Annotated in this window: 24 protein-coding genes; 16 read left to right on the forward strand and 8 right to left on the reverse strand. The window is 44.3% G+C overall.

Going from position 1 to position 23,285, the window contains the following annotated elements; genetic code table 11:
- Positions 1-27: 27 nt before the first annotated feature.
- The gene (gene folE, locus ACFODX_RS07630) at positions 28-570 is read right to left on the reverse strand and encodes a GTP cyclohydrolase I FolE (RefSeq protein WP_378117686.1); all 543 of its coding nucleotides are present in this window, start codon (positions 568-570) and stop codon (positions 28-30) included.
- 144 nt (positions 571-714) lie between these two features.
- On the opposite strand from folE, the gene prmB reads away from it, so the two are divergent.
- From prmB to ihfB, 13 genes are all read left to right on the forward strand, one after another.
- The gene (gene prmB, locus ACFODX_RS07635) at positions 715-1,644 is read left to right on the forward strand and encodes a 50S ribosomal protein L3 N(5)-glutamine methyltransferase (RefSeq protein WP_378117689.1); all 930 of its coding nucleotides are present in this window, start codon (positions 715-717) and stop codon (positions 1,642-1,644) included.
- A 95-nt stretch (positions 1,645-1,739) separates the two neighbouring features.
- Positions 1,740-2,840 carry a chorismate synthase gene (gene aroC / locus ACFODX_RS07640; protein ID WP_378117691.1) on the forward strand — a complete coding sequence of 367 codons (1,101 nt, stop codon included), beginning with the start codon at positions 1,740-1,742 and terminating at the stop codon, positions 2,838-2,840.
- A gap of 105 nt (positions 2,841-2,945) precedes the next feature.
- Positions 2,946-4,130 (forward strand): MFS transporter, encoded by a 1,185-nt coding sequence (locus ACFODX_RS07645; protein ID WP_378117693.1) that lies wholly within the window; start codon positions 2,946-2,948, stop codon positions 4,128-4,130.
- Entirely contained in the window at positions 4,127-4,903 is a 777-nt protein-coding gene (locus ACFODX_RS07650) for an amidohydrolase (RefSeq protein WP_378117695.1), read from the forward strand. The genes ACFODX_RS07645 and ACFODX_RS07650 overlap by 4 nt, the downstream gene beginning before the upstream one ends.
- A 13-nt stretch (positions 4,904-4,916) precedes the next feature.
- Positions 4,917-6,989: a hypothetical protein gene (locus tag ACFODX_RS07655; RefSeq protein WP_378117697.1), complete on the forward strand. Its 2,073-nt coding sequence runs from the start codon at positions 4,917-4,919 to the stop codon at positions 6,987-6,989.
- 51 nt (positions 6,990-7,040) lie between these two features.
- The gene (locus tag ACFODX_RS07660) at positions 7,041-7,940 is read left to right on the forward strand and encodes a 5'-nucleotidase (RefSeq protein WP_378117699.1); all 900 of its coding nucleotides are present in this window, start codon (positions 7,041-7,043) and stop codon (positions 7,938-7,940) included.
- Positions 7,941-8,236: 296 nt separating this feature from the next.
- Complete coding sequence (gene cysB, locus ACFODX_RS07665; RefSeq protein ID WP_378117701.1) at positions 8,237-9,211, forward strand: HTH-type transcriptional regulator CysB; 975 nt, start codon at positions 8,237-8,239, stop codon at positions 9,209-9,211.
- Between the two features lie 231 nt (positions 9,212-9,442).
- Positions 9,443-9,751, forward strand: coding sequence for a ComEA family DNA-binding protein (locus ACFODX_RS07670; protein ID WP_378117703.1), 309 nt, complete (start codon positions 9,443-9,445; stop codon positions 9,749-9,751).
- A gap of 111 nt (positions 9,752-9,862) precedes the next feature.
- Entirely contained in the window at positions 9,863-10,570 is a 708-nt protein-coding gene (gene pyrF, locus ACFODX_RS07675; RefSeq protein ID WP_378117705.1) for an orotidine-5'-phosphate decarboxylase, read from the forward strand.
- Between the two features lie 27 nt (positions 10,571-10,597).
- Positions 10,598-11,269: a (d)CMP kinase gene (gene cmk / locus ACFODX_RS07680; protein WP_378117708.1), complete on the forward strand. Its 672-nt coding sequence runs from the start codon at positions 10,598-10,600 to the stop codon at positions 11,267-11,269.
- 128 nt (positions 11,270-11,397) lie between these two features.
- Positions 11,398-12,291 (forward strand): UTP--glucose-1-phosphate uridylyltransferase GalU, encoded by an 894-nt coding sequence (gene galU / locus ACFODX_RS07685; RefSeq protein ID WP_378117710.1) that lies wholly within the window; start codon positions 11,398-11,400, stop codon positions 12,289-12,291.
- A gap of 306 nt (positions 12,292-12,597) precedes the next feature.
- Positions 12,598-14,277: a 30S ribosomal protein S1 gene (rpsA, locus tag ACFODX_RS07690; RefSeq protein ID WP_078045611.1), complete on the forward strand. Its 1,680-nt coding sequence runs from the start codon at positions 12,598-12,600 to the stop codon at positions 14,275-14,277.
- Positions 14,278-14,395: 118 nt separating this feature from the next.
- Positions 14,396-14,686, forward strand: a complete 291-nt coding sequence (gene ihfB / locus ACFODX_RS07695; RefSeq protein ID WP_324259207.1) for an integration host factor subunit beta — start codon at positions 14,396-14,398, stop codon at positions 14,684-14,686.
- 88 nt (positions 14,687-14,774) lie between these two features.
- Here ihfB and ACFODX_RS07700 read toward each other — a convergent pair whose 3' ends face one another.
- Positions 14,775-15,773 carry an MraY family glycosyltransferase gene (locus ACFODX_RS07700; RefSeq protein ID WP_378117713.1) on the reverse strand — a complete coding sequence of 333 codons (999 nt, stop codon included), beginning with the start codon at positions 15,771-15,773 and terminating at the stop codon, positions 14,775-14,777.
- Positions 15,774-16,174: 401 nt separating this feature from the next.
- On the opposite strand from ACFODX_RS07700, the gene ACFODX_RS07705 reads away from it, so the two are divergent.
- Positions 16,175-17,488: an ammonium transporter gene (locus ACFODX_RS07705; protein WP_378117715.1), complete on the forward strand. Its 1,314-nt coding sequence runs from the start codon at positions 16,175-16,177 to the stop codon at positions 17,486-17,488.
- 101 nt (positions 17,489-17,589) lie between these two features.
- On the opposite strand, the gene rlmB is transcribed toward ACFODX_RS07705, so the two are convergent.
- From rlmB to ACFODX_RS07735, 6 genes are all read right to left on the reverse strand, one after another.
- Entirely contained in the window at positions 17,590-18,363 is a 774-nt protein-coding gene (rlmB, locus tag ACFODX_RS07710) for a 23S rRNA (guanosine(2251)-2'-O)-methyltransferase RlmB (RefSeq protein ID WP_378117717.1), read from the reverse strand.
- Between the two features lie 44 nt (positions 18,364-18,407).
- Positions 18,408-19,178 (reverse strand): pyridoxine 5'-phosphate synthase, encoded by a 771-nt coding sequence (locus ACFODX_RS07715; RefSeq protein ID WP_378117719.1) that lies wholly within the window; start codon positions 19,176-19,178, stop codon positions 18,408-18,410.
- The gene (locus ACFODX_RS07720) at positions 19,162-19,833 is read right to left on the reverse strand and encodes a peptidylprolyl isomerase (protein WP_378117721.1); all 672 of its coding nucleotides are present in this window, start codon (positions 19,831-19,833) and stop codon (positions 19,162-19,164) included. The genes ACFODX_RS07715 and ACFODX_RS07720 overlap by 17 nt, the downstream gene beginning before the upstream one ends.
- A gap of 13 nt (positions 19,834-19,846) precedes the next feature.
- On the reverse strand, positions 19,847-20,509 hold the full coding sequence (locus ACFODX_RS07725; RefSeq protein WP_378117723.1) for a TIGR04211 family SH3 domain-containing protein: 663 nt from the start codon (positions 20,507-20,509) through the stop codon (positions 19,847-19,849).
- 28 nt (positions 20,510-20,537) lie between these two features.
- Entirely contained in the window at positions 20,538-20,837 is a 300-nt protein-coding gene (locus ACFODX_RS07730; protein WP_378117725.1) for a YciI family protein, read from the reverse strand.
- 88 nt (positions 20,838-20,925) lie between these two features.
- Complete coding sequence (locus ACFODX_RS07735) at positions 20,926-21,696, reverse strand: VC0807 family protein (RefSeq protein WP_378117727.1); 771 nt, start codon at positions 21,694-21,696, stop codon at positions 20,926-20,928.
- Positions 21,697-21,731: 35 nt separating this feature from the next.
- Here ACFODX_RS07735 and ACFODX_RS07740 point away from each other — a divergent pair, with 35 nt between their 5' ends.
- Together ACFODX_RS07740 and ACFODX_RS07745 are read left to right on the forward strand one after the other, a co-directional pair.
- Positions 21,732-22,571, forward strand: coding sequence for a PHP domain-containing protein (locus tag ACFODX_RS07740; protein WP_378117729.1), 840 nt, complete (start codon positions 21,732-21,734; stop codon positions 22,569-22,571).
- 74 nt (positions 22,572-22,645) lie between these two features.
- On the forward strand, positions 22,646-23,272 hold the full coding sequence (locus ACFODX_RS07745) for an L-threonylcarbamoyladenylate synthase (RefSeq protein WP_378117731.1): 627 nt from the start codon (positions 22,646-22,648) through the stop codon (positions 23,270-23,272).
- Positions 23,273-23,285: the final 13 nt, after the last annotated feature.

Genomic DNA, 23,285 nt, shown 5'->3' on the forward strand with positions numbered 1-23,285 from the left:
GAGGCGGGAATCTGATGTGTCTTTCAGCTAATCGCGCAGAAGAGATAAAAATTCAGTACGGGTTGCTTGGTTTGAACGAAATGAGCCTAACATTGAAGATGTCTTCATTGATGAGTTTTGTTTTTCAACGCCGCGCATCATCATACACATATGTTTTGCTTCGATTATCACACCAACACCCGATGCTCCAGTAATCTGCTGGACACACTCGGCAATTTGAACTGTTAATTGCTCTTGAATTTGTAAGCGCCGCGCAAACATATCAACGATGCGGGCAACTTTGGAAAGCCCTAATACCTTGCCAGTCGGTATGTAAGCTACATGTGCTTTGCCGATAAAAGGTAGAAGGTGGTGCTCGCACAGCGAATAGAGCTCTATATCCTTCACCATAATCATCTCTTGGGATTCGGATGGAAAGAGCGCGTCATTAACGACTTCATCGAGAGTTTGATTGTATCCGCGGGTTAAAAATTGGAATGCTTTTGCGGCGCGCTCAGGTGTGTCCAGCAAGCCGGGGCGGGTCAGGTCTTCACCAATGCTGGCGATAATACTCGCAAAGTGTTCTTTCATTTAGCTACTCCTCAATTAGCAGTCGCGCACTGCCCAACAAAAAAGTCAGTTTACCGCGTTCCTTACCTATCTAGAAAACATAAATCCTGATTGAGCTGATTAATTCGGTAGAATACCGCTTCAAAATTCTCTTAGAGGTTGGTCATGGCATTGTCGTCTTCAGATTTTGATCTTGCAGTTGATGAATTAATAACCATCAAGGATTTTATGCGCTGGGGTGCCAGCGAGTTTATTGCAGCGAAATTATTTTACGGCCATGGCACTGATAACCCCTGGGATGAGGCCGAACAGCTGTTGTTGCATGCTATTAATCTGACGCCGCCACTGAGTGACGAATGGTTGGATGCGCGTTTGACCAAATCTGAACGTTTGCGGGTGGTAAATAATTTCGCACGCCGAATTCAGGAGCGAATTCCTGCTGCCTACATTACGGGGCAAGCTTGGTTTGCTGGTTTGCCCTTTGTGGTTGATGAGCGAGTCCTGGTGCCGCGCTCGCCGATTGGTGAATTGATACAAAAGCATTTTGAACCTTGGTTGAGCGCTGAACCGCAGCATATTTTGGATTTATGCACAGGCAGTGGCTGCATTGGTATAGCGTGCGCTTACACTTTTCCCGGTGCCTTCGTCCAATTGAGCGATATTTCCTATGACGCACTTGCGGTTGCTGAAGAGAATATCCAGCAGCATGGGGTAGGGGAGCGGGTATTTGCCATTCAGTCGGATTTGTTTGAAAACCTGCACGGGCAAGTGTTTGATTTGATTGTGTCTAATCCACCCTATGTCGATGCTGAGGATATGGCCAGTCTGCCGCAGGAGTACCACGCAGAGCCTGAACTGGGCTTGGCCTCCGGCGCGGATGGTCTGGATTTTACCCGTCGCCTCTTGGTGGAGGCGGCAGATTATTTGAGCGAGCAGGGAGTGTTAATTGTTGAGGTCGGCAACTCTTGGCCAGCGCTTGAGGCCGCCTATCCCTCATTGCCCTTCACCTGGCTTGAATTCGAACAAGGCGGGCACGGAGTATTTGTGTTGAAGGCGGAAGATCTACGCAAAGCACGTATGTCCGGTTGGTTGTAAGGTCGCATCCCTTGGCCATCTGGCTTTGGCGATGCGCACTAATGCCAAGTCACGTATAATCAGCCCACTTTTTATTGTTCAGGTCTTTGATTTCTATGTCTGGAAATACTTACGGAAAGTTATTTACGGTAACCACCTTTGGTGAGAGTCACGGTATAGCACTCGGCGCTATAGTGGATGGCTGCCCACCGGGTCTTGAGATAAGTGAAGCGGATATCCAAATTGATTTGGATCGTCGTAAGCCAGGCCAATCGCGCTACACCACGCAGCGTCGCGAGGAAGATTCAGTCAAAATTTTATCTGGTGTCTTTGAAGGTAAAACTACAGGCACACCAATTGGTATGTTGATCGAAAATACGGATCAGCGATCCAAGGATTATTCCAATATCAAAGATCAATTCCGCCCGGCTCATGCCGATTACACCTACATGCAAAAGTATGGTGTTCGCGATTATCGCGGTGGCGGTCGGTCCTCAGCGCGCGAAACGGCGATGCGTGTAGCTGCGGGTGCAATTGCCAAGAAATACCTCAAGGATTTCCATGGCGTAGAAGTGCGCGGGTATTTATCGCAGTTAGGGCCAATAAAAATCGATTCAGTGGATTGGGATCAAATTGATCAAAATCCATTTTTTTGTCCTGATGCGAGCAAAGTTCCAGAAATGGAAACTTTTATGCAAGCATTAAACAAAGAAGGGGATTCGATTGGAGCAAAAATAACGGTTGTGGCTACCAACGTCCCACCTGGTTTGGGTGAGCCCATTTTTGACCGGCTGGATGCTGAAATCGCCCATGCTTTGATGAGTATCAATGCGGTAAAAGGTGTTGAAATCGGTGAGGGTTTTGCCTCTGTTGAGCAGCGCGGCAGTGAGCATCGTGATGAAATGACGCCAGAAGGTTTTCTGTCTAATAATGCTGGCGGCATTTTGGGTGGTATTTCATCGGGTCAGGATATTGTTGCTAATATCGCCCTCAAACCTACTTCCAGTTTACATATTCCTGGTCGCAGCGTTGATGTACATGGCAATCCGGTAGAGGTCATTACCAAAGGTCGCCATGACCCTTGTGTTGGTATTCGTGCAACTCCGATTGCGGAAGCAATGTTGGCGCTGGTACTAATGGATCATTTGTTGCGAAACCGTGGGCAAAACGGTGCGATAAAACATTCAGTACCGGTCATACCCGGGTGTGTTAAATAATTTGTAACTTTTTGATGTTTTTCGCCAATAAAAATAGCCGCTCAAACGAGCGGCTATTTTTATTGGTAATTAATTTTCTTGGTCGTTATTAACGATGGCATAACTATGCTTTCCTCCTTTGCGCAGCAGGCAATACCTTATTGGCGGTTGTCCGGCTTTTATTTTTTTTATTTTGCGGTAGTTGGCGCTCTTATCCCTTATTGGGGCGTTTATTTAAAGTCTCTGGGCTATTCCTCGCAAGATGTCGGTGTTATCAGTGCCATCATTCTTGCTACACGTATTATCGCGCCCAATTTCTGGGGCTGGTTAGCTGATCGCACCCAAAAGCGTTTGCGCATTATTCGTATAGGCAGCTTTTTAGCGATGCTTATTTTTGCGGGTGTATTGGTGGATTCCCGCTACTGGTGGCTGGTAATGGTTGTTAGCTGCTACACCTTTTTTTGGCATGCGGTGCTGCCGCAATTTGAGGTGATAACGCTGGGGTATCTAGGGAATGATTACTCTCGCTACGGGCAAATTCGTCTTTGGGGCTCAATGGGCTTTATGGTAGCAGTTGTTGGTTTGGGGTGGGTGTTTGATCTTTTTCCAATTCACTATTTACCAATATTTATACTGAGTTTTTTAGCGCTTATCTGGTTGTCCAGCCTGAGCCTTAAAGATATGACGGTGAGACAGCATGCTCCAGTGCGCTCAGGTATTCTGGCAATAGTCATGCAGCCAACTGTGTTGTGTTTTTTAGTTGTTAGTTTTTTGCTGCAATTTAGTCATGGCCCTTACTACACTTTTTATACTTTATATTTAGTAGATAATTATGGCTATTCGCGTTCAAGTGCGGGGCTTTTGTGGGCGCTTGGTGTGCTCGCAGAGGTGGCGATATTTATTGTCATGTTCAAATTGTTACAGTTGTTTTCATTGCGCGGGTTACTGTTGTTTAGTTTGTTAATAACCACATTACGTTGGTTGCTGATTGGTTACGCTGCCGAGTCTCTCGTCATATTATTGGCTGCACAGCTAATGCATGCCTGTAGTTTTGGTGTTGCACATTCGGTTTCTATTGAATTGGTGCGTAATTATTTTTCCGGCGGACATCAAGGACAGGGACAGGCGCTTTATAGTTCATTTAGTTTTGGTGCTGGTGGCGCTGCCGGCGCATTAGCTGGCGGTATGATGTGGGATGGCAGTGCAACCAATACTTTTGTAGTCGCTGCATTATCAGCGGGTATAGCATTGGTTGTATGTTATTTATGGTTGCATCCTTCGCATCATGATTTACGAGGAAACATCAAGTGAAAAATCTGGTTGTTGGTTTGGTTCAGCAAATCATTACACCGAATGCAGTTGAGGAAAATTTAGCCCGTTATGCGGCTACCTTGTCAACGCTATCTAAAAGCGTCGATCTAATTGTCCTGCCGGAGGTTTTTACCACCGGGTTTTGCGCCAATGCGCGGCAGTACGCGGAGGTTGTGGGAGGTCGCGCCTATCAATGGATGCACCAACAGGCTCAGCAATACAATGCGGTAGTAACTGGCAGTCTGGTGGTAAAAAAGGGGGATGATTATTTCAATCGTTTGGTGTGGATGCGACCCGATGGTACCTACGAACATTACGATAAGCGCCATTTGTTTCGTATGGCGGGTGAGCATACTCGTTATGCTATGGGACATCAGAGATTACTGGTTGAATTGCACGGTTGGCGAATACTGCCGCTAATATGCTACGACCTACGTTTCCCCGTTTGGAGTCGCAACAGAAACGATTATGATTTGGCTCTGTACGTCGCCAACTGGCCCAGTGCTCGCGCCTTACATTGGAATCGTCTTTTACAAGCGCGAGCGATTGAAAACCTGAGCTACGTTATTGGTGTCAATCGTGTAGGTATGGATGAGGCTGATCAGCATTACGCGGGTGACTCCAGTGTTTATTCTGCTTCAGGTGATTTGATAGCCACCAGCCAAGAGGCTGCAGTTATTGTTGTTGAGTTGTTTGCATCAGAATTACAGGCGTATCGCGAGCGTTTTCCTGCGCATTTGGATGCGGATAGTTTTGAGTTAACGGAGTTTTGAAGAGAGGCTGATTGTGAATAAACTACAACTAGAAAAATTTATAGTTTGGTTATTGCCCGTCACATTAATTGTGATCGCCACCTTTGTTTATATTGAGGCTAATGGCCGGTTTAGTTTTTGGAGTAGAGATGCCTTGCGTGGTCTTGGCGTGTGGACACTTGCTGTATTTTTAGTGGGGGGGATAGCTCATCTTTTCTCCCCCAAAAAAACTGTGCCCGTATTTGGAATTCTGATTGGAGTATTTGTTTTTCTATCAGCTGGAGTGTCTACAGGAATTGCCGCCATTCTATTTCTGACATCCACTTTATTGACTGGATGGCTACTGCTTTGGCTATTGGATTTGCATTCGCAGTCAACCAGAATCTATGAACTATTGATATCAGGAATTATCATTTACTTGGTTATTTTTGGGGTAATGATACATTTTGAAATTAATTACAGATTTGTTTACATACTAATTATCTTGTTACCTTTTGGCACTTTTGGGATTCCTTCTTTACGATACACATTAGCAGAGCTAATAAAAGCCAAGTATTCCACTTATGTAACTACATGTTTATCAGTTCGTTACTGGCATTTTTTAGGATTTGTTTGGATTGCGGGTTTTGTGGCTACCTATACCTTCTTGCCTGTAGTTATGTCGGATGATAATAATTACCACTTGGCTATGTGGACTCAGCTTACCTTCCATCATCAATATTTGTTTGATGTAAATACACTTATTTGGTCAGTTTCTCCATTTTCGGTTGATTTAATACATTCAATAATTTCACTTATCGCCGGAGCTAACGCGAGACCCTCAATAAACTTAATTTTCTACTTCCTCGTGTTAGCGGGTATGTGGACTATGTTAGGTGTGTTTAATCTTGCATCTGCTGGCCGGTTACTTGTTTTAGGATTGTTTGCAAGTACGCCGATGCTAGCTAACTTATTGCTCAGTTTGCAGACTGACTTATTTCTTGCTGTGCTCGCAGTTGGTGGTGGTTTGATTTTATTTGATAGCTTGCGACCTGCAACAAATAAGGTTCTATTTACTTTACTAATAGGTTGCTTGTTAGTTGCCACTAAACTTCCTGCTGCGATATTGGCAGTAGGTTTATTCATCTCACTAGTATTGACTAACTACATATTTAAAAATCCGTTTCCTTTTCGGACTCTCTTGGGATGGCGTGCTTTAACACTTTTTGGTTTGGGTGGATTTGTGGCTCTTCATTCTTATGTGGTAGCTTTTGTTGTCACGAAAAACCCTGTATTCCCTCTCTACAATGCTATTTTTAAATCGCCTTTTTATCCAGAGGAGAATTTTAAGGATGGTCTTTACACTAAAGGAGCGTCCTTCGATGCTTATTGGGGGCTGTTTTTCGATTCACAATCCTATTTTGAGTCTCCCGCAGATTTCGTGGGCGGGTTCCAGTATTTGTTCTTATTGCCTTTAGCAATCATTCTGTTAGCTGTGAAAAAAGATGCTCGTAAATGGTTGGCATTATGCATACCTATACTGCTATATGCAGGTCTTATGTTCTACATGATGCAGTACTTGCGCTATATGTTCGCTATTCTTCCTTTGGCTTCAGTATTAATCGGTTACTTGTTAGTTACTTCTCATCATAAGGTTTTATTGAGTGGGGTGTTTTTTTTATACATGCTTATAAATCTTTGGTTTATTCCCGGTGTTTCGTGGAATTTTTTTATGAATAATATGAATAATTATTCTGTTGATAAGAAAAATGAAATCCTTTCCAGATCAAATCCTGAAATTTTAATGAATGAATATGTTAATAATAAATACGGTATTAAAAATGTACTGTTTGATATGTCTCGTTCTAATGGCGCAACGCTGGCTGGAACTCCATTTTATTTGAGTTGGTGCGCTCCAATTCACTTAAGGTCAGCTATTCAATGGCAAACCGATCAGGATGTTTTATCTTTTTTTAAAGCTAATGATATAGAACTGATTTATTGGTATAAACCGCTTGCGCACCATGATGATAGCATGCGCAAAATTATCAAAACTGTACTAGATAAATATGCTTTCGTTGAAAAAGAGGTTGGCGATCTTGTTTTATACAGAGTTGTCTTACATTAAGTTGTGATTTATTTCATTAGCAGTTCTATCTTATTGTGTGTGGAGGTAGTTATGTCGAGTGGTTTCGGTGAAAAACTAGTAATTGCTATATCTTCACGCGCTTTGTTTAACCTCGATGAAAGTCATCAGGTTTACATCAACAATGGATTGGAAGCTTATGCCAAATATCAGATTGAACATGAGGATGAAGTCTTATTGCCTGGCGATGCCTTTCCTATGGTGAAAAAACTGCTTCGGTTGAATGAGAGACTGGGTGGTGAGCCTCGGGTTGAGGTTATTTTATTATCGCGCAATAGTGCTGATACCGGTCTACGAGTCTTTAACTCCATTCAGCACTATGGGCTAACTATCAGCCGCGCCGCTTTTAGTGGTGGCACATCACCTTATCGGTATGCATCGGCATTTGGGTGTCATTTGTTTCTCTCTACAGAACCCGACGATGTGCGTCAGGCTTTGGATCATGGAATGGCGGCGGCAACGTTGATTGCCTCCAAGGCGCAAGTGGAAAATGAAGAAGAACTGCGTTTTGCTTTTGACGGTGATGCGGTTCTTTTCTCAGACGAAGCAGAGCAGGTCTATAAGTTGCAGGGTCTTTCTGCATTTACTGAAAGCGAAAAAGCTTCTGCTAAAGAGCCTCTCAGCGGTGGACCTTTCAAGCAGTTTTTGTTTGCGCTGCATCGGTTACAAGCAGAGTTTGGCGAGAATTGCCCCATACGTACCGCTTTAGTGACTGCGCGCTCGGCTCCGGCACACGAGCGCGTGATTCGCACTTTGCGGGCTTGGAATATTCGTATTGATGAATCCTTATTTTTGGGTGGACTCGCAAAGGGTGCTTTCCTCAAGGCTTACGGAGCGGATGTCTTTTTTGACGATCAAAAAATGCACTGCGAGTCTGCGCGGGAGCATGTGTCGACTTGGCATGTGCCTCACGGTATTGCTAATCGCACCTAGGTGGCATTCTCTATTGTGGAGGCTCATATAGCCGATTGATGATGTTTTACTCTCAATTTTTCTACTTTTTGTAATATTAAGTCGTTAGTCGCTTTGCATTTGGTAGATATAGTCTAAAGTTGTAAAAAAGACCCGGTTGGTGTTAGAGATTAATAATGCTCTTCGGGTAGTCAGCCTCGTTTATTCTTTTAGCAAATAAAAATATTTTGGTTTATAACCTTGGGTGCTCTCAAGGGGTACATACTATAGATGTCGCTATTGCGATGTCCCCAGTGAGTGGGCCAATCGGAGGGCTTATGAAGCTGCAACAACTGCGTTACATATGGGAAGTGGCACATCATGATTTGAATGTGTCCGCCACTGCCCAGAGCCTTTATACATCCCAACCCGGCATCAGTAAGCAGATACGTTTACTCGAGGATGAGCTGGGTGTTGAAATATTTTCCCGGAGTGGCAAACATCTAACGCGTATTACTCCTGCAGGTGAAGCAATTTTGAAAACAGCAGGAGAAATCCTGCGAAAAGTTGAGAGCATCAAGCAGGTTGCGCAGGAGTTTAGCAATGAACGCAAAGGTACGCTGACTTTGGCGACAACACATACGCAAGCCCGATATGCGTTGCCCCCTGTAATTGGCTCATTTATAAAGCAGTACCCAGAAGTAGCCCTACATATGCATCAGGGGACGCCAATGCAGATATCTGAAATGGCTGCTGATGGTACGGTTGATTTTGCGATTGCTACTGAAGCTATGGAGTTATTCAGTGACTTGATCATGATGCCTTGCTATCGCTGGAATCGAAGTATTGTCGTTCCTAAAAATCATCCACTTGCACAAGTTTCGCATCTTACCTTGGAGGAGGTCGCCAAGTATCCAATCGTTACTTACGTGTTTGGTTTTACCGGTCGCTCCAAGCTTGATGAGGCTTTTATTAATCGTGGCTTGGCGCCAAAAGTTGTTTTTACCGCAGCTGATGCCGATGTTATTAAAACCTATGTGCGCCTGGGCTTAGGGGTAGGGATCATAGCTAGCATGGCTTATAGCGACGCTGCCGATACTGATCTCGTAGCATTGGATGCAAGTCATTTATTTGAAGACAGTGTGACTAAAATTGGTTTCCGGCGCGGTACTTTTTTGCGTGGTTTCATGTACGACTTTATAGAGAAGTTTGCCCCGCATCTCACGAAAGATATTATTAATGAGGCGTTTAACAGGCATTCCCGTGCAGAACTGGATGAATTATTCGAGCACATTAATATTCCCCGCCATTAATTCTAATCCAAACTCAAAATGCCAGTCGGTTATGCTGACTGGCATTTTTTTTACTTAAATTGTCGGCCCATTTACATGTGTTGTGAGATTAAGTTCTATTTTTGTGGTTTTGTGAGAAATGTCTTACAGCTTGGATAGTTAATATCTTCTGGTTGCCTAAGTGCTAGCAATATACCTTGTGTTTGCATGCAATAAGGTGTGCTATCACAATTAACGTTAAAGGGAGTTTTTATGAAAAAACTTATGTCTATATTGTCTGTTGTCACTTTGGGTTTGGCTGCCAGTTTTGCTGTTGCAGTCGAGCCGTCTCCCAATCCCGTTGTAAAGGCTGAGGTTGTTGCGCAGCAGGGGGCTATAAATATCAACACTGCCGATGTGGCTGAGCTGACAAAGCTAAAGGGGATTGGCATCAAAAAAGCTGAGGCAATTATTGCTTGGCGTGAAGCCAATGGCGACTTCAAAAGTGTTGACCAGTTAATTGAGGTAAAAGGTATAGGTGAGGCAACGTTGATGCAAAATAGGGAAAATATTCGTATTTAATCAGCTGTGCGTGCCTGTATCGCAGGCTGAGCAATGAACTTTCCAGCATTTTTTGTTTTAATGGCAGCCCGGCTTAAAAGCCGGGTTTTTTGTTTTCTGTGAGGTTAAAAAATGTCCACATTCGATCCGAAAGTTGTAGTTGCTATGGATTTTGATAACGCCGAACAGTGTATTGCCATGGCTGAGCGTTTGCCGCCCCAGTATTGCCGGCTAAAAGTTGGCAAGGAATTATTTACTGCCTGCGGCCCTAAGATTGTCGAGCGGCTTATGATGCTTGGGTTTGAAATATTTTTGGATCTCAAGTTTCACGATATACCCAATACTACGGCGAAGGCAGTAAAAGCAGCTGCCGAGTTGGGGGTTTGGATGGTGAATGTTCATGCGTCAGGTGGAGAGCGTATGATGGGCGCTGCGCGTGAAGTTTTGGAGCAGAGAGCCGGCAAGCGCCCACTATTGATTGCTGTAACAGTATTGACCAGTATGGAAACAGCCGATCTTGTGGATGTTGGTATTAATGACTCGCCGCAAAATCAGGTTATGCGCTTGGCTGCCTTGACTCAGCGCTGTGGCCTTGATGGTATAGTTTGCTCTGCTCAGGAAGCGAGTCTCATGCGATCCAATTTTGGTTCGAACTTTTGTTTGGTTACACCCGGTATCCGTTTGAATTCATCGCCAGTTGATGATCAGCGAAGAACAATGACTCCTTCGGCGGCCATCCATGCAGGAAGTAGTTATCTTGTCATTGGTCGACCCATCACCCATGCGCCTGATCCAGTCGCAGTTTGTCAGTCGATAATCAGTAGTATTCAGACTGTGTGATATTCAACTTCCATTACAGGTTTTCAGATGAGTTCAAGTGAGCCGGTTGTAATTACTATTGATGGTCCGAGTGGGGCAGGCAAAGGAACTCTTAGCCAAATGTTGGCCCGGCACACTGGATACCATTTATTAGACAGTGGAGCTTTGTATCGTTTAGTTGCTCTTGCTGCGTTAAATGTAGGTGCTGATTTAAATGATCAACATCAAATGGCAAAAATTGCATCGGAGTTGGATGTAATATTTAACGTTGATGCTGGATCAACCCAAATACTATTGGGTGGTCGTGATGTCACAAATAATATCCGCCATGAAACTGTCAGTATGTCTGCATCGCAGATTGCTGCCTATCCATCGGTTCGCGTGGCATTGCTACAACGGCAGCGTGAATTTGCCAAGCTCCCGGGGTTGATCGCTGATGGTAGGGATATGGGGACGACTGTTTTTCCTCACGCACAAACAAAAATATTCCTGACAGCCAGTCCAGAGGCGAGGGCGCAGAGGCGCTACAAGCAGCTTGCGGCCAAGGGTGAGGCTGTGGATATGGACATGCTTATCAAAGATATATCTGAGCGTGATGAGCGTGATTCAAACCGCAGTGTTTCACCTTTAAGACCTGCAGAAGATGCGGTAATTATAGACAGTACTTCAATGGCTATTGATGAGGTTTTTGCCAAAATATTGACTGCTGTTAAACAATAGAGCGTGCGCTCGACTTTCTGTCAATAAATAGCAAGAATTTACTGCTAAATTGAAATAAAAAACCAGCTAAGTGGCTGTTGTCTAAAGTGAGTCAGCGGCCTTATACATACAATTTCAAGGATATTAATATGCAAGTAAAAAAAGCGGTTATTCCTGTTGCGGGTCTTGGTACTCGTATGTTGCCTGCTACTAAAGCGATTCCCAAGGAAATGTTGCCAGTGGTTGATAAGCCGCTAATTCAGTATGTAATTGAAGAGGCTGCTGCTGCTGGTATCAAAGAGATCGTGCTTGTCACTCATGCCAGTAAAAATGCAATCGAAAACCACTTTGATACCAGCTTTGAGTTAGAGGCCCAGCTGGAGGCTCGTTTAAAGCGTTCTTTACTTGCTGAGGTGCGATCAATAACGCCGCCAGGCTTGACGGTGATTTCTGTGCGTCAAGCGGAGGCCAAAGGACTTGGACATGCCATTCTTTGCGCCAAGTCTGTTGTCGGTGATGAGCCTTTTGCGGTGCTTTTGCCTGATGTGCTGGTGGATAATGCGGAGTGTAATCTCAAGCAAGAAAACCTTGCAGGCATGACCCGTCGTTTTGAAGAAACTGGATTTAGTCAGATCCTTGTTGAGCGCGTCCCTCATGATCAAGTCGATAAATATGGTGTGGTAGATTGTTCTGGTGCTGAAATTCCTGCTGGTAAGACTGCGCCTATTCGTGCAATGGTGGAGAAGCCGCCGGTTGATGATGCTCCTTCCGATATGGCAATTGTTGGGCGTTATGTGCTTTCCCGCACTGTGTGGGACTTGTTGGGTAAGACTATGCCTGGTGCAGGTGGTGAAATTCAATTGACTGATGCTTTGGATGCACTTTTGAAGTTAGAGACTGTTGAAGCCTATCAATTGGTAGGTCGAAGCCATGATTGCGGAACAAAACTTGGATACTTGGCTGCCAACGTCATTTACGGTGAGCGCCATTCCGAGGTGGGCCCTAAATTCAAGGCTTTTTTGGCTGATCGCAACAAAAGCTGATTTGGCTCATGGGGTGGTTGTTGATTTCTATTTCCCAATAGGTGCTATGGGCTGTTCAACCCTCGGTATTCAACTTGCTGAGTTGATTGAAAAATATTGCTCTTTCTGGTAAGGTCTCGCGCCTGCTAAATTTGCGACTTTGTGATTTCAGTCATTAACAACATTCTTGGCAGTAGTGGATGTCGTCAAACCCAGCCTGAGGGGGCTTTCACTTTACTTTAATTGACCCGCATGACTGGCCATGCGGAAAAGACAGGGTGTAGTTGTTGACGCCTGTGTCTCTACTTTATAGGTAATACGATGAGTATGAACGAAAGTTTTGCTGAGTTATTTGAAGAGAGTTTAAAAACCGTTGATATGGTGCCAGGCACCATTGTTACCGGCGTAGTTATCGATATCGACAAAGATTGGGTTACCGTACACGCAGGCTTGAAGTCTGAAGGTGTGATCCCCGCAGAACAATTCCGTAACGAGCTGGGTGAGTTGAATCTCCAGATCGGCGACGAAGTACAAGTGGCTCTTGAAAGTGTTGAAGATGGTTTCGGTGAAACCAAACTGTCACGCGAAAAAGCCAAGCGCGCAGAAGCGTGGAAAATTCTTGAAGCGGCTCATGTTGCTGAAGAAGTTATCAAAGGTGTTATTAACGGTAAGGTTAAGGGTGGTTTCACTGTTGACGTTGCTGGTATCCGTGCCTTCCTTCCGGGTTCATTGGTTGACGTTCGCCCTGTGCGCGAAACTACCCATTTGGAAGGTAAAGAGCTGGAATTTAAAGTTATCAAGCTCGATCAAAAACGCAATAACGTTGTTGTTTCTCGTCGTGCGGTATTGGAGCAGGCTAACTCTGTTGAGCGCGATGAATTGCTGGCCACTTTGCAAGAAGGTCAAGCTGTTAAGGGTATCGTTAAAAACCTTACCGACTACGGCGCATTCGTTGACTTGGGCGGTGTTGATGGTCTGTTGCATATCACCGACATGGCTTGGAAGCGTATCAAGCACCCAGGTGAAATCGTAAACGTTGGCGATGAAATCGACGTTAAAGTATTGAAATTTGATCGTGAGCGTAACCGTGTATCTCTTGGCTTGAAACAATTGGGCGAAGATCCATGGATCCAAATCACCAAGCGTTACCCGGAAGGCGCTCGTGTGAAAGCAAAAGTAACCAATTTGACTGATTACGGCTGCTTCGCAGAGTTGGAAGAGGGTGTTGAAGGTTTGATCCACGTTTCGGAAATGGACTGGACTAACAAAAATATCCATCCTTCAAAAGTTGTTCAGTTGGGCGACGAAATTGAAGTTATGGTATTGGATATCGACGAAGAGCGTCGTCGTATCTCTCTCGGCTTGAAACAATGCCAAGAGAATCCATGGGATGCATTTGCCCGTACTTGTGCCAAAGGTGACAAGATCAGCGGCAAAATCAAGTCAATCACTGACTTCGGTATCTTCATCGGTTTGGATGGCGGTATTGACGGTCTGGTTCACTTGTCAGATATCTCTTGGCACGAAGCTGGCGAAGAAGCTGTGCGTAAGTACAAGAAAGGTGATGAGCTGGAAACTGTGGTCTTGGCCATCGACCCAGAGCGCGAGCGTATTTCTTTGGGTATCAAGCAGTTGGAAACCGACCCCTTCTCAGAATATGTTTCTGTGAATGATAAGGGTGCCGTTGTTAAAGGTATCGTAAAAGAAGTTGAAGCAAAGGCAGCTGTCATCACGTTGGCTGACGACGTAGAAGCTACTCTGAAGGCTTCTGAGTTGAGCCGCGAGAAGGTGGAAGACGCTCGCAACCTGCTGAAAGTCGGTGACGAAGTTGAAGCTAAGATCATTGCTGTAGATCGCAAAAATCGTAGCATCAGCCTGTCAGTAAAATCTAAAGACGTTGAAGAAGAAAAAACTGCAATGAAAGAGCTTTCCAGTAAGCAGTCGGATCAAGCTTCTCCAACTACCTTAGGTGACTTGATTAAAGCGCAAATGCAAAGCAAAGAGTAATTTTGCTTGTAGATGATGGCCAGCATTGCTGGCCATTATTTTTTGAAGGTTTACAAGAGTTTCAGTTCAGCTATGATGTTTGTGTTGCTTGCCATTGGCCAATAAAAGAGAGCGGGTTATGACAAAATCAGAATTGATCGAATACATTACCGAGAAACAGAATCAGTTGACTGTTAAAGATGTTGAGATGTCAGTAAAGCTATTGCTTGACTATATGTCTGATATTTTAGCATCGGGTGAGCGTATCGAGATTCGTGGTTTTGGTAGCTTTTCTCTTCATTATCGTGCCCCTCGTACAGGCCGTAACCCCAAGACAGGTGAGACTGTTGTTTTAGAAGGTAAATATGTTCCTCATTTTAAACCTGGTAAAGAGATGCGCGACCGGGTAAATGAAAGTATTGGTAAATAACTCCTTACTTTTTTGCTCAAGCTTTTTTGTTTTAAAATTCTGCTTTCTGCTTTCTGCTTTCTGCTTTCTGCTTTCTGCTTTCTGCTTTTTAGTGCGCAGTTTTTCCTGCCCTCATTTTATATGCACAATAAATTGCTGGTGTGTATGCCAAGCACAACCCAATAAATTCATTAAGCCAACCAATCTGTATCGTTAATGCGATAGGAAGTAGCCAAAAAATATTAAATGCCATAATCAGAAGGGTTGCTTGGGTGTGTGACTTTCTTTTTAGTGCCAGCTTTTGGTAGAGGTGAGAACGATGTGGAAGGTAAAATTTTTGTCCACTTATGATCCGCATAAGCAGTGTGTAAGTTGCGTCTGTGATAAACGCTGCCATCAAAATTAGCCAGCTACAGCTAGTTATAAAGCTGTCTCGGCTTGTCCAAACCATCAAAGTTGCCAGCGTGATTCCGATGAAAAGGCTGCCTACGTCTCCCATAAAAATTTGAGCGGTGGGAAAGTTCCAATACAAAAAGCCGAGGCTAGCAAGCGCTAGTAAAATCAAGATGATAGCAACATCTACATGGGTTGCTTGAAGATAAAAAAGAAGGCTCATGCTGATGCAAACAAATATAGTTTGGAGCGCAGCTAACCCGTTAATACCATCCATAAAATTATACAAATTTGTGAGCCAGACAATTCCTATTGCCGATGTTAAAAATAGCAAGAGCTCGAGAAATGGTGGTTCATTAATGTCATTTAATAGTGTGCTTGAGATCAGTGTGGCTGTGACTATCTGCAGGCCAAGTCTTATGCGGATGTTAAGGTTTTTGATGTCATCTATTATCCCTACTGCTGCCATTATTACGCCTGGAAGTAGAAGTATGAGTAGTTCTTTTGATATTCCGCCTGAAAAGTAAGCAAAAAGTGATGCTCCAATCGTTCCTAACACTATAGCTATTCCTCCCCCTCGCGGAGTTGGCGTTGTATGTGAGCTTCGATCATTTGGAATATCTAAAAGGCGCTTGCCAAAAAAATAGATTATTAGCTTCGATGTGATTAGTGCAATTGTGAATGCGCTAATTAGGGTGGCGATAGAAAGTGTCATTTAATTCTTGGTTTAGTTTAATAACGGTGAACTATTGTAACTTAAGTGTTTTGTTATAGGTTTTGATAAATGTGTGATCATATATGGTGCGTAAATTTTTATTGTGCTTGAAAATGGTGCTCAATTTTTGTTTGGTGAAACTTATATAGGTTTTAACTTTATGATCTGATTGGTTTTTTTTGTTATGGATTGTTTTTTGCTTAAGTGCTTGGCCACGTAATTTTCGCGCTAATATTTATAAAATAATGCTCTTTAATTGTGCGCTTGGTTAAATGTTAGCTTTGTTAAGTGACAGTTTTTAGGTGAGCCGTTTCATGATCGTCTCATTATGAAGCGTTTCAAACGTCATTTCTTCTTGTTTGTCGCCAAGAGTGCCGAACAATAAATATCATGGGGTAGCTATGAAAAAGCCAAAATCCATAACTTCGCTCGTCGGTGGTGCCTGTGCCACCGCATTAATTTCATCAAATGCCTTGGCTGAGGGAGATATTAATCAAGCAAATACGGCTTGGATTCTCACGTCAACAGCGCTTGTGCTTTTTATGACCCTGCCTGGTTTGGCTTTATTCTATGGTGGGCTTGTTCGCGTCAAGAATATTCTTTCTGTGTTGATGCAGTGTTTTGCTATCGCTTGCATGGTTTCCTTACTGTGGCTTGTGGCCGGTTATAGCTTAGCATTTGGCGAAGGCAATGCCTGGATTGGTGATTTGAGTATGGTGTTCTTTGATGGTGTCACCGAAGGCGCGGTTTCTGGTGGTATCCCATTGAGTTTGCACGCGATGTTTCAGATGACATTTGCGATTATTACACCAGCGTTGATTGTGGGGGCTTTCGCAGAGCGTGTGAAATTTTCTTCGATGCTACTGTTTTCGGGGCTCTGGTTGTTTGCTGTATATATTCCAGTGTGTCACTGGGTGTGGGCCGGCTCAGGATGGTTGTTTCAAAAGGGTCTTTTAGATTTTGCTGGTGGTACTGTTGTGCATATTACTGCTGGTGTCGCTGCATTGGTTGCCGCAATTGTAGTGGGTAAGCGACATGGTTTTCCTACCACAGCGATGCCTCCGCACAACATGACTATGACCGTAACTGGCGCTGGTATGCTGTGGGTGGGTTGGTTTGGTTTTAATGCCGGTAGTGCATTGGCTGCAGATGGTAATGCAGCTATGGCTATGCTTGTAACTCATATTTCTGCTGCCGCAGGCGCTCTATCGTGGATGGCAGTTGAATGGATGCGATTCAGAAAGCCAAGTGCTTTGGGTATTGTGACGGGGATGGTCGCTGGCCTTGGCACTATTACTCCTGCCTCTGGTTATGTTGGTCCTGGTGGTGCTTTGATAATTGGTTTGAGTGCAGGGATTGTTTGTTTTTATATGACTCAATTGGTTAAGCGCGTTTGGAAAATAGACGATTCTTTAGATGTGTTCCCCGTGCATGGTGTTGGCGGCATATTGGGTACTATTCTTGCCGGTGTATTTGCATCGACTGAATTAGGTGTTTTTAGCGGTCAGGGATTTGCCTCGGGAGTTAATTCAATGGGGGAGCAGTTGGGCATTCAGTTGCTCGGTGTAGTGGTGACTTTTGTATACACTGCACTGGTTACCTACGTCCTGCTGAAATTAACTGGGCTTTTTACATCTGGTTTACGTGTGAGCAAAGAGGACGAAACGATGGGATTGGATTTGGCGTTGCACGAAGAGGATGGATACAAGCTTTGATGGCTTGATTTGCTTGCCAATCGATAAAAAAGAGAGGGGTGTGGCCCTCTCTTTTTTTACCTAAGTTCAGCATGGCTTTCTTGAAATGCGTTGTGATTGTGTCATCTAAATGCGATAAGTGCAGCAGTAACAGCTACATTCAGCGATTCAACACCATTGTTCATTGGTATTTTCACGCTTTCATCACATAGTTTTTGAACTGCGTGGGAAACTCCTTCTGTTTCATTTCCCAGCACATAAATACAAGCTTTCTCAGGTGAGAATTTTTTGAGTTCTGTTGTTGCATGCGAGGAAAGTGCGCAGACAATGGCGCCTTTTTGTTTGAAATCCATTAATGCTTCAGTTAAATCTTTGCAGCGCAACAGTGGTGCACGAAAAACAGTTCCTGCACTGGCTTTAATTACTAATGGATCGATCTGCGCATTACCCTTTTGCGGTAGAAGGATGCCATCAATATTGCCAGCACAAGCTGAACGAATGATCATGCCTAGATTTTGTGGGTTATGTACACCATCCAACGCAATCAAGTTGTATTTTTGTTGGCGATTATCCTGTAAAAACTTATCGTAATGTTGATAGCCGCGCAATTGCAGGTCGGCAGCAACTCCCTGATCTTGTGCTGAGTTTTTTGAAATGCGGGATAAAGCTTGACGATCATGATAAATAATTTCCGCGCCTTTCTGTTCGGCTAGGCAAATAATGTCCGTTAAAATCTCAGCAGGTTTGTTACTTTTGGCAAGGTGTAATCTATATAAATAAGTGGCAGGGTCTTGTAGCGCTTCAAACACAGTTTTGCGCCCATAGACAGTCATAAGGGAATCAAAAAAGCGTTTTTTTTCTAAATAGGCTGGGCTGTCTTCTCGGGTTGTATTCATGCTTTTTTCTGGGGTGAGTATTTAATATTTGCAGGGCGTGATTGTTAGCTGGTACAGATAGCTTTGTAAGTTTTTACTGCACTACTTAGCCCCATATTGATGGCGTCAACAGTCAGCGCGTGACCAATCGAAACTTCGAGCAAGGCTGGAATTTTGCGAAAATATCCGAGATTGTCGAGGTTCAAGTCGTGGCCTGCATTGACCCCTATGCCAATAGACTGCGCGTGGCCAGCAGCACTCAAATATTTTTCGAATAATCTATCGAATGATGCACCGGGAGTTTTAAACGCTTCAGCGTAGGGGCCCGTATAGAGCTCTATACGATCAGCTCCCAAGGCTTTTGCCAAGGTGATTTGTTCTATGTCTGGATCCATAAAAAGGCATACTCGAATACCAAAATCCTTTAGTTGTTTGATAACTGGTTGCAAAGATTTTCCGCTGCGATGTAGATCAAAGCCGTGATCAGAGGTCAGCTGATGATTGGTGTCAGGAACCAGCGTACATTGATGTGGTTTTGTATTGCACACCAGCTTAAGAAAACCGGGAAAGTCAGCGATTGATTCGGCGAAAGGGTTGCCTTCGATATTGAACTCTATTCCGGGATAGTTACTAACCAGCTCGCTGAGTTCGTATACATCATGCGGGCGAATATGACGTTGATCTGGTCGTGGATGAACGGTGATTCCGTCTGCACCCGCATTGATGCAAATTTCTCCATGGGTTAATACATTGGGGTAATTCCCGGGGCGAGAATTGCGAATCAGTGCAATTTTATTCAAGTTAACGCTGAGCGCGGTGTTATTGCTGTGAGTCATTTACCGGTACCAATGCATCTTTAAGGCTTGATGGTTTAATTGCGCGCTGCTCTTCGATAATTGCTTGTGCTTCAGCGGATGTTGTTTTTGTCGCGCTCAAAATACGTACCGCATAATTCGGTGCCTCTGGATATGCTTTAAACATTCCGAGTGGTTCCTTGGCAATTTTTTCTATCACCTCCATGCCAGCTACTACTTTTCCAAATACTGTGTAACCAGGTTTTGTTTCAGTTGCATTCAGGCCGGGATTGTTTTTCAAATTAATATAAAACTGCGATGTCGCACTATCCGGGTCTGTTTGGCGCGCCATAGCAACGCTTCTGTAATCGTTGGGTAAGCCATTCATGGATTCATTGATAATAGGCTTTTCGGTTGGCTTTTCCGTAAAGTCGAATGTCATCCCCCCGCCTTGTACTACAAAGCCCGGAACTACACGGTGAAAAATAGTCCCTTCATAGAATTTAGTGTCTATGTAATGAAGGAAATTTTTGACTGTTTCAGGTGCGGCTTTTGGATATAACTCTATTACAAAAGTCCCCAAATCTGTTTTCATCGCAATGAGGTTTGTTTTTGTTAAGTCATCATTGGCAAAGATAGGTGCTGAAAATACAGCAGATACAATAAACAAGAAGCTCGCTAATTTTTTTGAAATCATATCTCTCTGTACCTTATCGCCATTCAGATTTGCGTTTGCGACGACCAATACCCTGTAATATAAAAGACAGGAGTACACCTCCAATAATTAAACCACCACCATACAGCCAGTGATTAAAACGATCACTGTCTTTTAGTTTTTCATTTTCTGCCTTTAATACGTCAGCATGTGTTTGCAGTAATTGATTTTCGGTAAGCATACGTTGATGTTCTTCCTCAAGATTCATCGCTGTTGTAGCAGCTTGACGCATGTCTTCGGTATCGTTGAGTAGTTGTTGATGCTCTTGTTGCAACTTTTCCAATTGTGCTTTTAGCTCAGTGTTTTCTGTCTGTAGGCTCAAAAGATTGCGGGATGAATCTGACAAGGCGGCGAGTTTTAGTGCAGCTGTAGGTTTGTCGCTAATATTCTGGCTGCGAATCCAGCCTTCTGTACCCTCTGGGGTAACAACGAGCGACCATAAATTATTATCTGCACCAATTTCCTCGCGCAAAAAATTTAACTTGGTACCGCTGGGTACGCCTTGTTGCAGGATGCCTGCTTGTGGGCTTTTATCGCTACGCACGGGTACATAAATAACATCGGATACATATTTTTCGATGGCGGCAGCGGGTAAGCTTGCGAGCGGCAGAGCTAGAAGCGAGAGTCCGGCACTTAAAAAAGCTAAATATTTTTTCACAATGGCTCCAGTCCTGAGATTTGAATAATTAAGGCAGCACTTTCTTGAAAGGTTTAACGGTCACCTTGGCATAGACTCCGGCGGTCAAATAGGGGTCTTCGTTTGCCCAGCGTTGTGCTTCTTCCAAAGAGTTGAATTCTGCTACGACCAAGCTGCCAGTAAAGCCCGCATCGCCGGGGTTGCCGTTATCAATAGCAGGGTGTGGGCCCGCGATTATCAGGCGGCCTTCGTCTGTTAATTGTTGCAGGCGTGCCAAGTGTGCAGGGCGTGCTATTTTGCGTTTATCGAGACTATTTGATACGTCTTCACTGATGATTGCGTAGTACATAATCAACCTTAAGATAAAGTCTTGTGCAGCGAGTCTTTAAGAGTGCTGACATAGGGTTCGTTAATTAAAGTGTGAACGGGCTGGCCACTTAATCGCCTGAGCCGTCATTAATCACTTCTTCGAAAGTTAAGTGGGTAAGCAAGCGAATACTGCGAAAGACATAAAATAGAGTCCCCATCATAATCACTAGCATCGGAAGTGCAATGACAGGGTAGCTCAACGCAGTCATCTTACCTAACTCAGCATTAAATTCAGCAGTTCCTGGTTGGCTTATTAGGATTAGTTTGGCTAACACATAATTCAAGATTGATGACAAAAAGAATGAAGCTGCAATCATTAGCGAGGCATTAACAAGTGTGCGTTCAAAAAGTTTTTGGGTTTGGTGTTGCTGAAGTGCGGCATTTACTTTGTCTATTTTTAGAACCTTGTCGTTGTATATGAATACTTTTACTAATGGGTAGCGGGTTTTTATTGATACCAGTGTGACTATGCCCAAAATACCGGGGATGGCCGCTTCTTTGATCGCAAAGTACTCAGGTGCAAGTTTGAATAAACTCAATCCACCGGTTAGCAATACACTGATAATACCTAGCGCTGAAAATGCATTAATTTTTTTGTTGGCAATAAAGTCACGAAAACCGTAGCTAAGTGGAAAGGCGAGGGCAACGATTAATCCCCATGTGGCTCCCAGGTATTCTGCATCACTGAGTTTGGTCAGAATTAGCGTCGGAATGACGATGTTCATCAACAGGTTGGCAAAAAAGCTCTCTTTTTTAGGTTTGGGTTGGATATTTGTTGTTTGCGCAGAGGGCTTATCAGCTAAGATGGGTGATGAATTTTTGGAGTTGTTATCAGTCATGATCAAACCTGTTGATCTCAAAATAGGGTGTTTGAGTGATTTTTGACCTGCATTGCCATACCTATTTTTCTGACGGCATGCTAAGCCCTGATGCACTGGTTGAGCGTGCAAAAGCTCGCAATGTTTCAGTGCTTGCGATTACGGATCACGATACCATAGCTGGGGTAGGTATTGCACAAAAAGCCGCGCTAGAAGCTTCGCTACAACTGATTCCGGGTATCGAATTCTCCAGTCAATGGGGGCGGGGAGGTGTTCATATTGTTGGTCTCGGGATTGATACAAAATCTGCTGTCTTGGCTGATGCGATAAGTCGGCAGGCACAGGCGCGTGAGGCGCGCTCGATTGCTATCGGAGATCGTTTGACTAAGCTAGGCTTTCCCTACGCGCTGACTGGCGCTAGGGCTTATGCAGGCGAGTCCAGTGTTTGTCGGCCGCACTTTGCTCAGTATTTAGTCGAAGTTGGTGCGGTAAAAAATATTAATGCTGCATTCAAAAAATATTTAGGGGCAGGTAAGCCTGCGGATGTGAAGTACCAATGGCCGCTTATGGACCAGGTGATTCGTTGGATTCATGATGCGGGTGGCGTAGCTGTTCTGGCGCACCCCAATAAGTATGAGCTGACACGTACCAAGATCTGTGCTTTGGCTGATTCTTTTGTTGCTGCCGGTGGCGATGCAATTGAGGTGATCAGTGGCTTGCAGCCTAGCGCTACGACGGAGGATTTGTTGCGAATCGCAGCTGAGCGCAATCTTTATGCCTCCTGTGGTTCGGATTTCCATGTGCCTGACCAACCTTGGCAGGAGTTGGGAAATTTCGGTCAGTTACCAAACCATGCTAGACCAGTATGGGAATTATTAGGCTATAACACTAATTAGTCTTAACGCCTGCAAGCGTTACCAACTTGTTTACCTGGCATTCAGGCCGGGTAATGTCGTGAGGAGCCTCTGGTATGGCGCAGTTTTTCCAAATTCATCCCGAAAATCCCCAGCATCGTTTAATCGTGCAGGCGGCTGATATTGTCCGCAAAGGTGGCGTTATTGCTTATCCTACTGATTCTGCTTATGCGCTGGGTTGTCACATAGGTGACAAAGATGCATTAGAACGTATCCGTTCTCTGCGTAAACTCGATAAAAACCATAACTTTACCTTGATGTGTCGAGATCTATCCGAGCTTGCGACCTATGCGCGAGTGGACAACCGGGTTTTTCGTTTGCTCAAAAGTCACACACCTGGTGCCTACACTTTTATCCTTGAGGCTACCGCTGATGTGCCGCGCCGGTTAATGCATCCAAAACGTAAAACGATTGGTCTGCGAGTTCCTGATAATCCAATTGCTTTGGCTCTGCTTGAGGAGTTGGGTGAACCGCTCATGAGCAGTAGCTTATTGCTTCCGGGTGAAGAGTTTCCTATGACCGACCCCTATGATATCCGCGACACTCTGGAGCATTTTGTCGAATTAGTGATCGATGGAGGTTACTGTGGTCTTGAGCCGACTACTGTGATCGATCTGACCCAAGAACTGCCCGAGCTGGTGCGACAGGGTAAGGGTGACTTTACTGTATTTGAATCTAGTTAGTTGATTTTCAATG

The sequence above is a fragment of the Cellvibrio fontiphilus genome, assembly GCF_042646205.1.
Lineage (GTDB): Bacteria > Pseudomonadota > Gammaproteobacteria > Pseudomonadales > Cellvibrionaceae > Cellvibrio > Cellvibrio fontiphilus_A.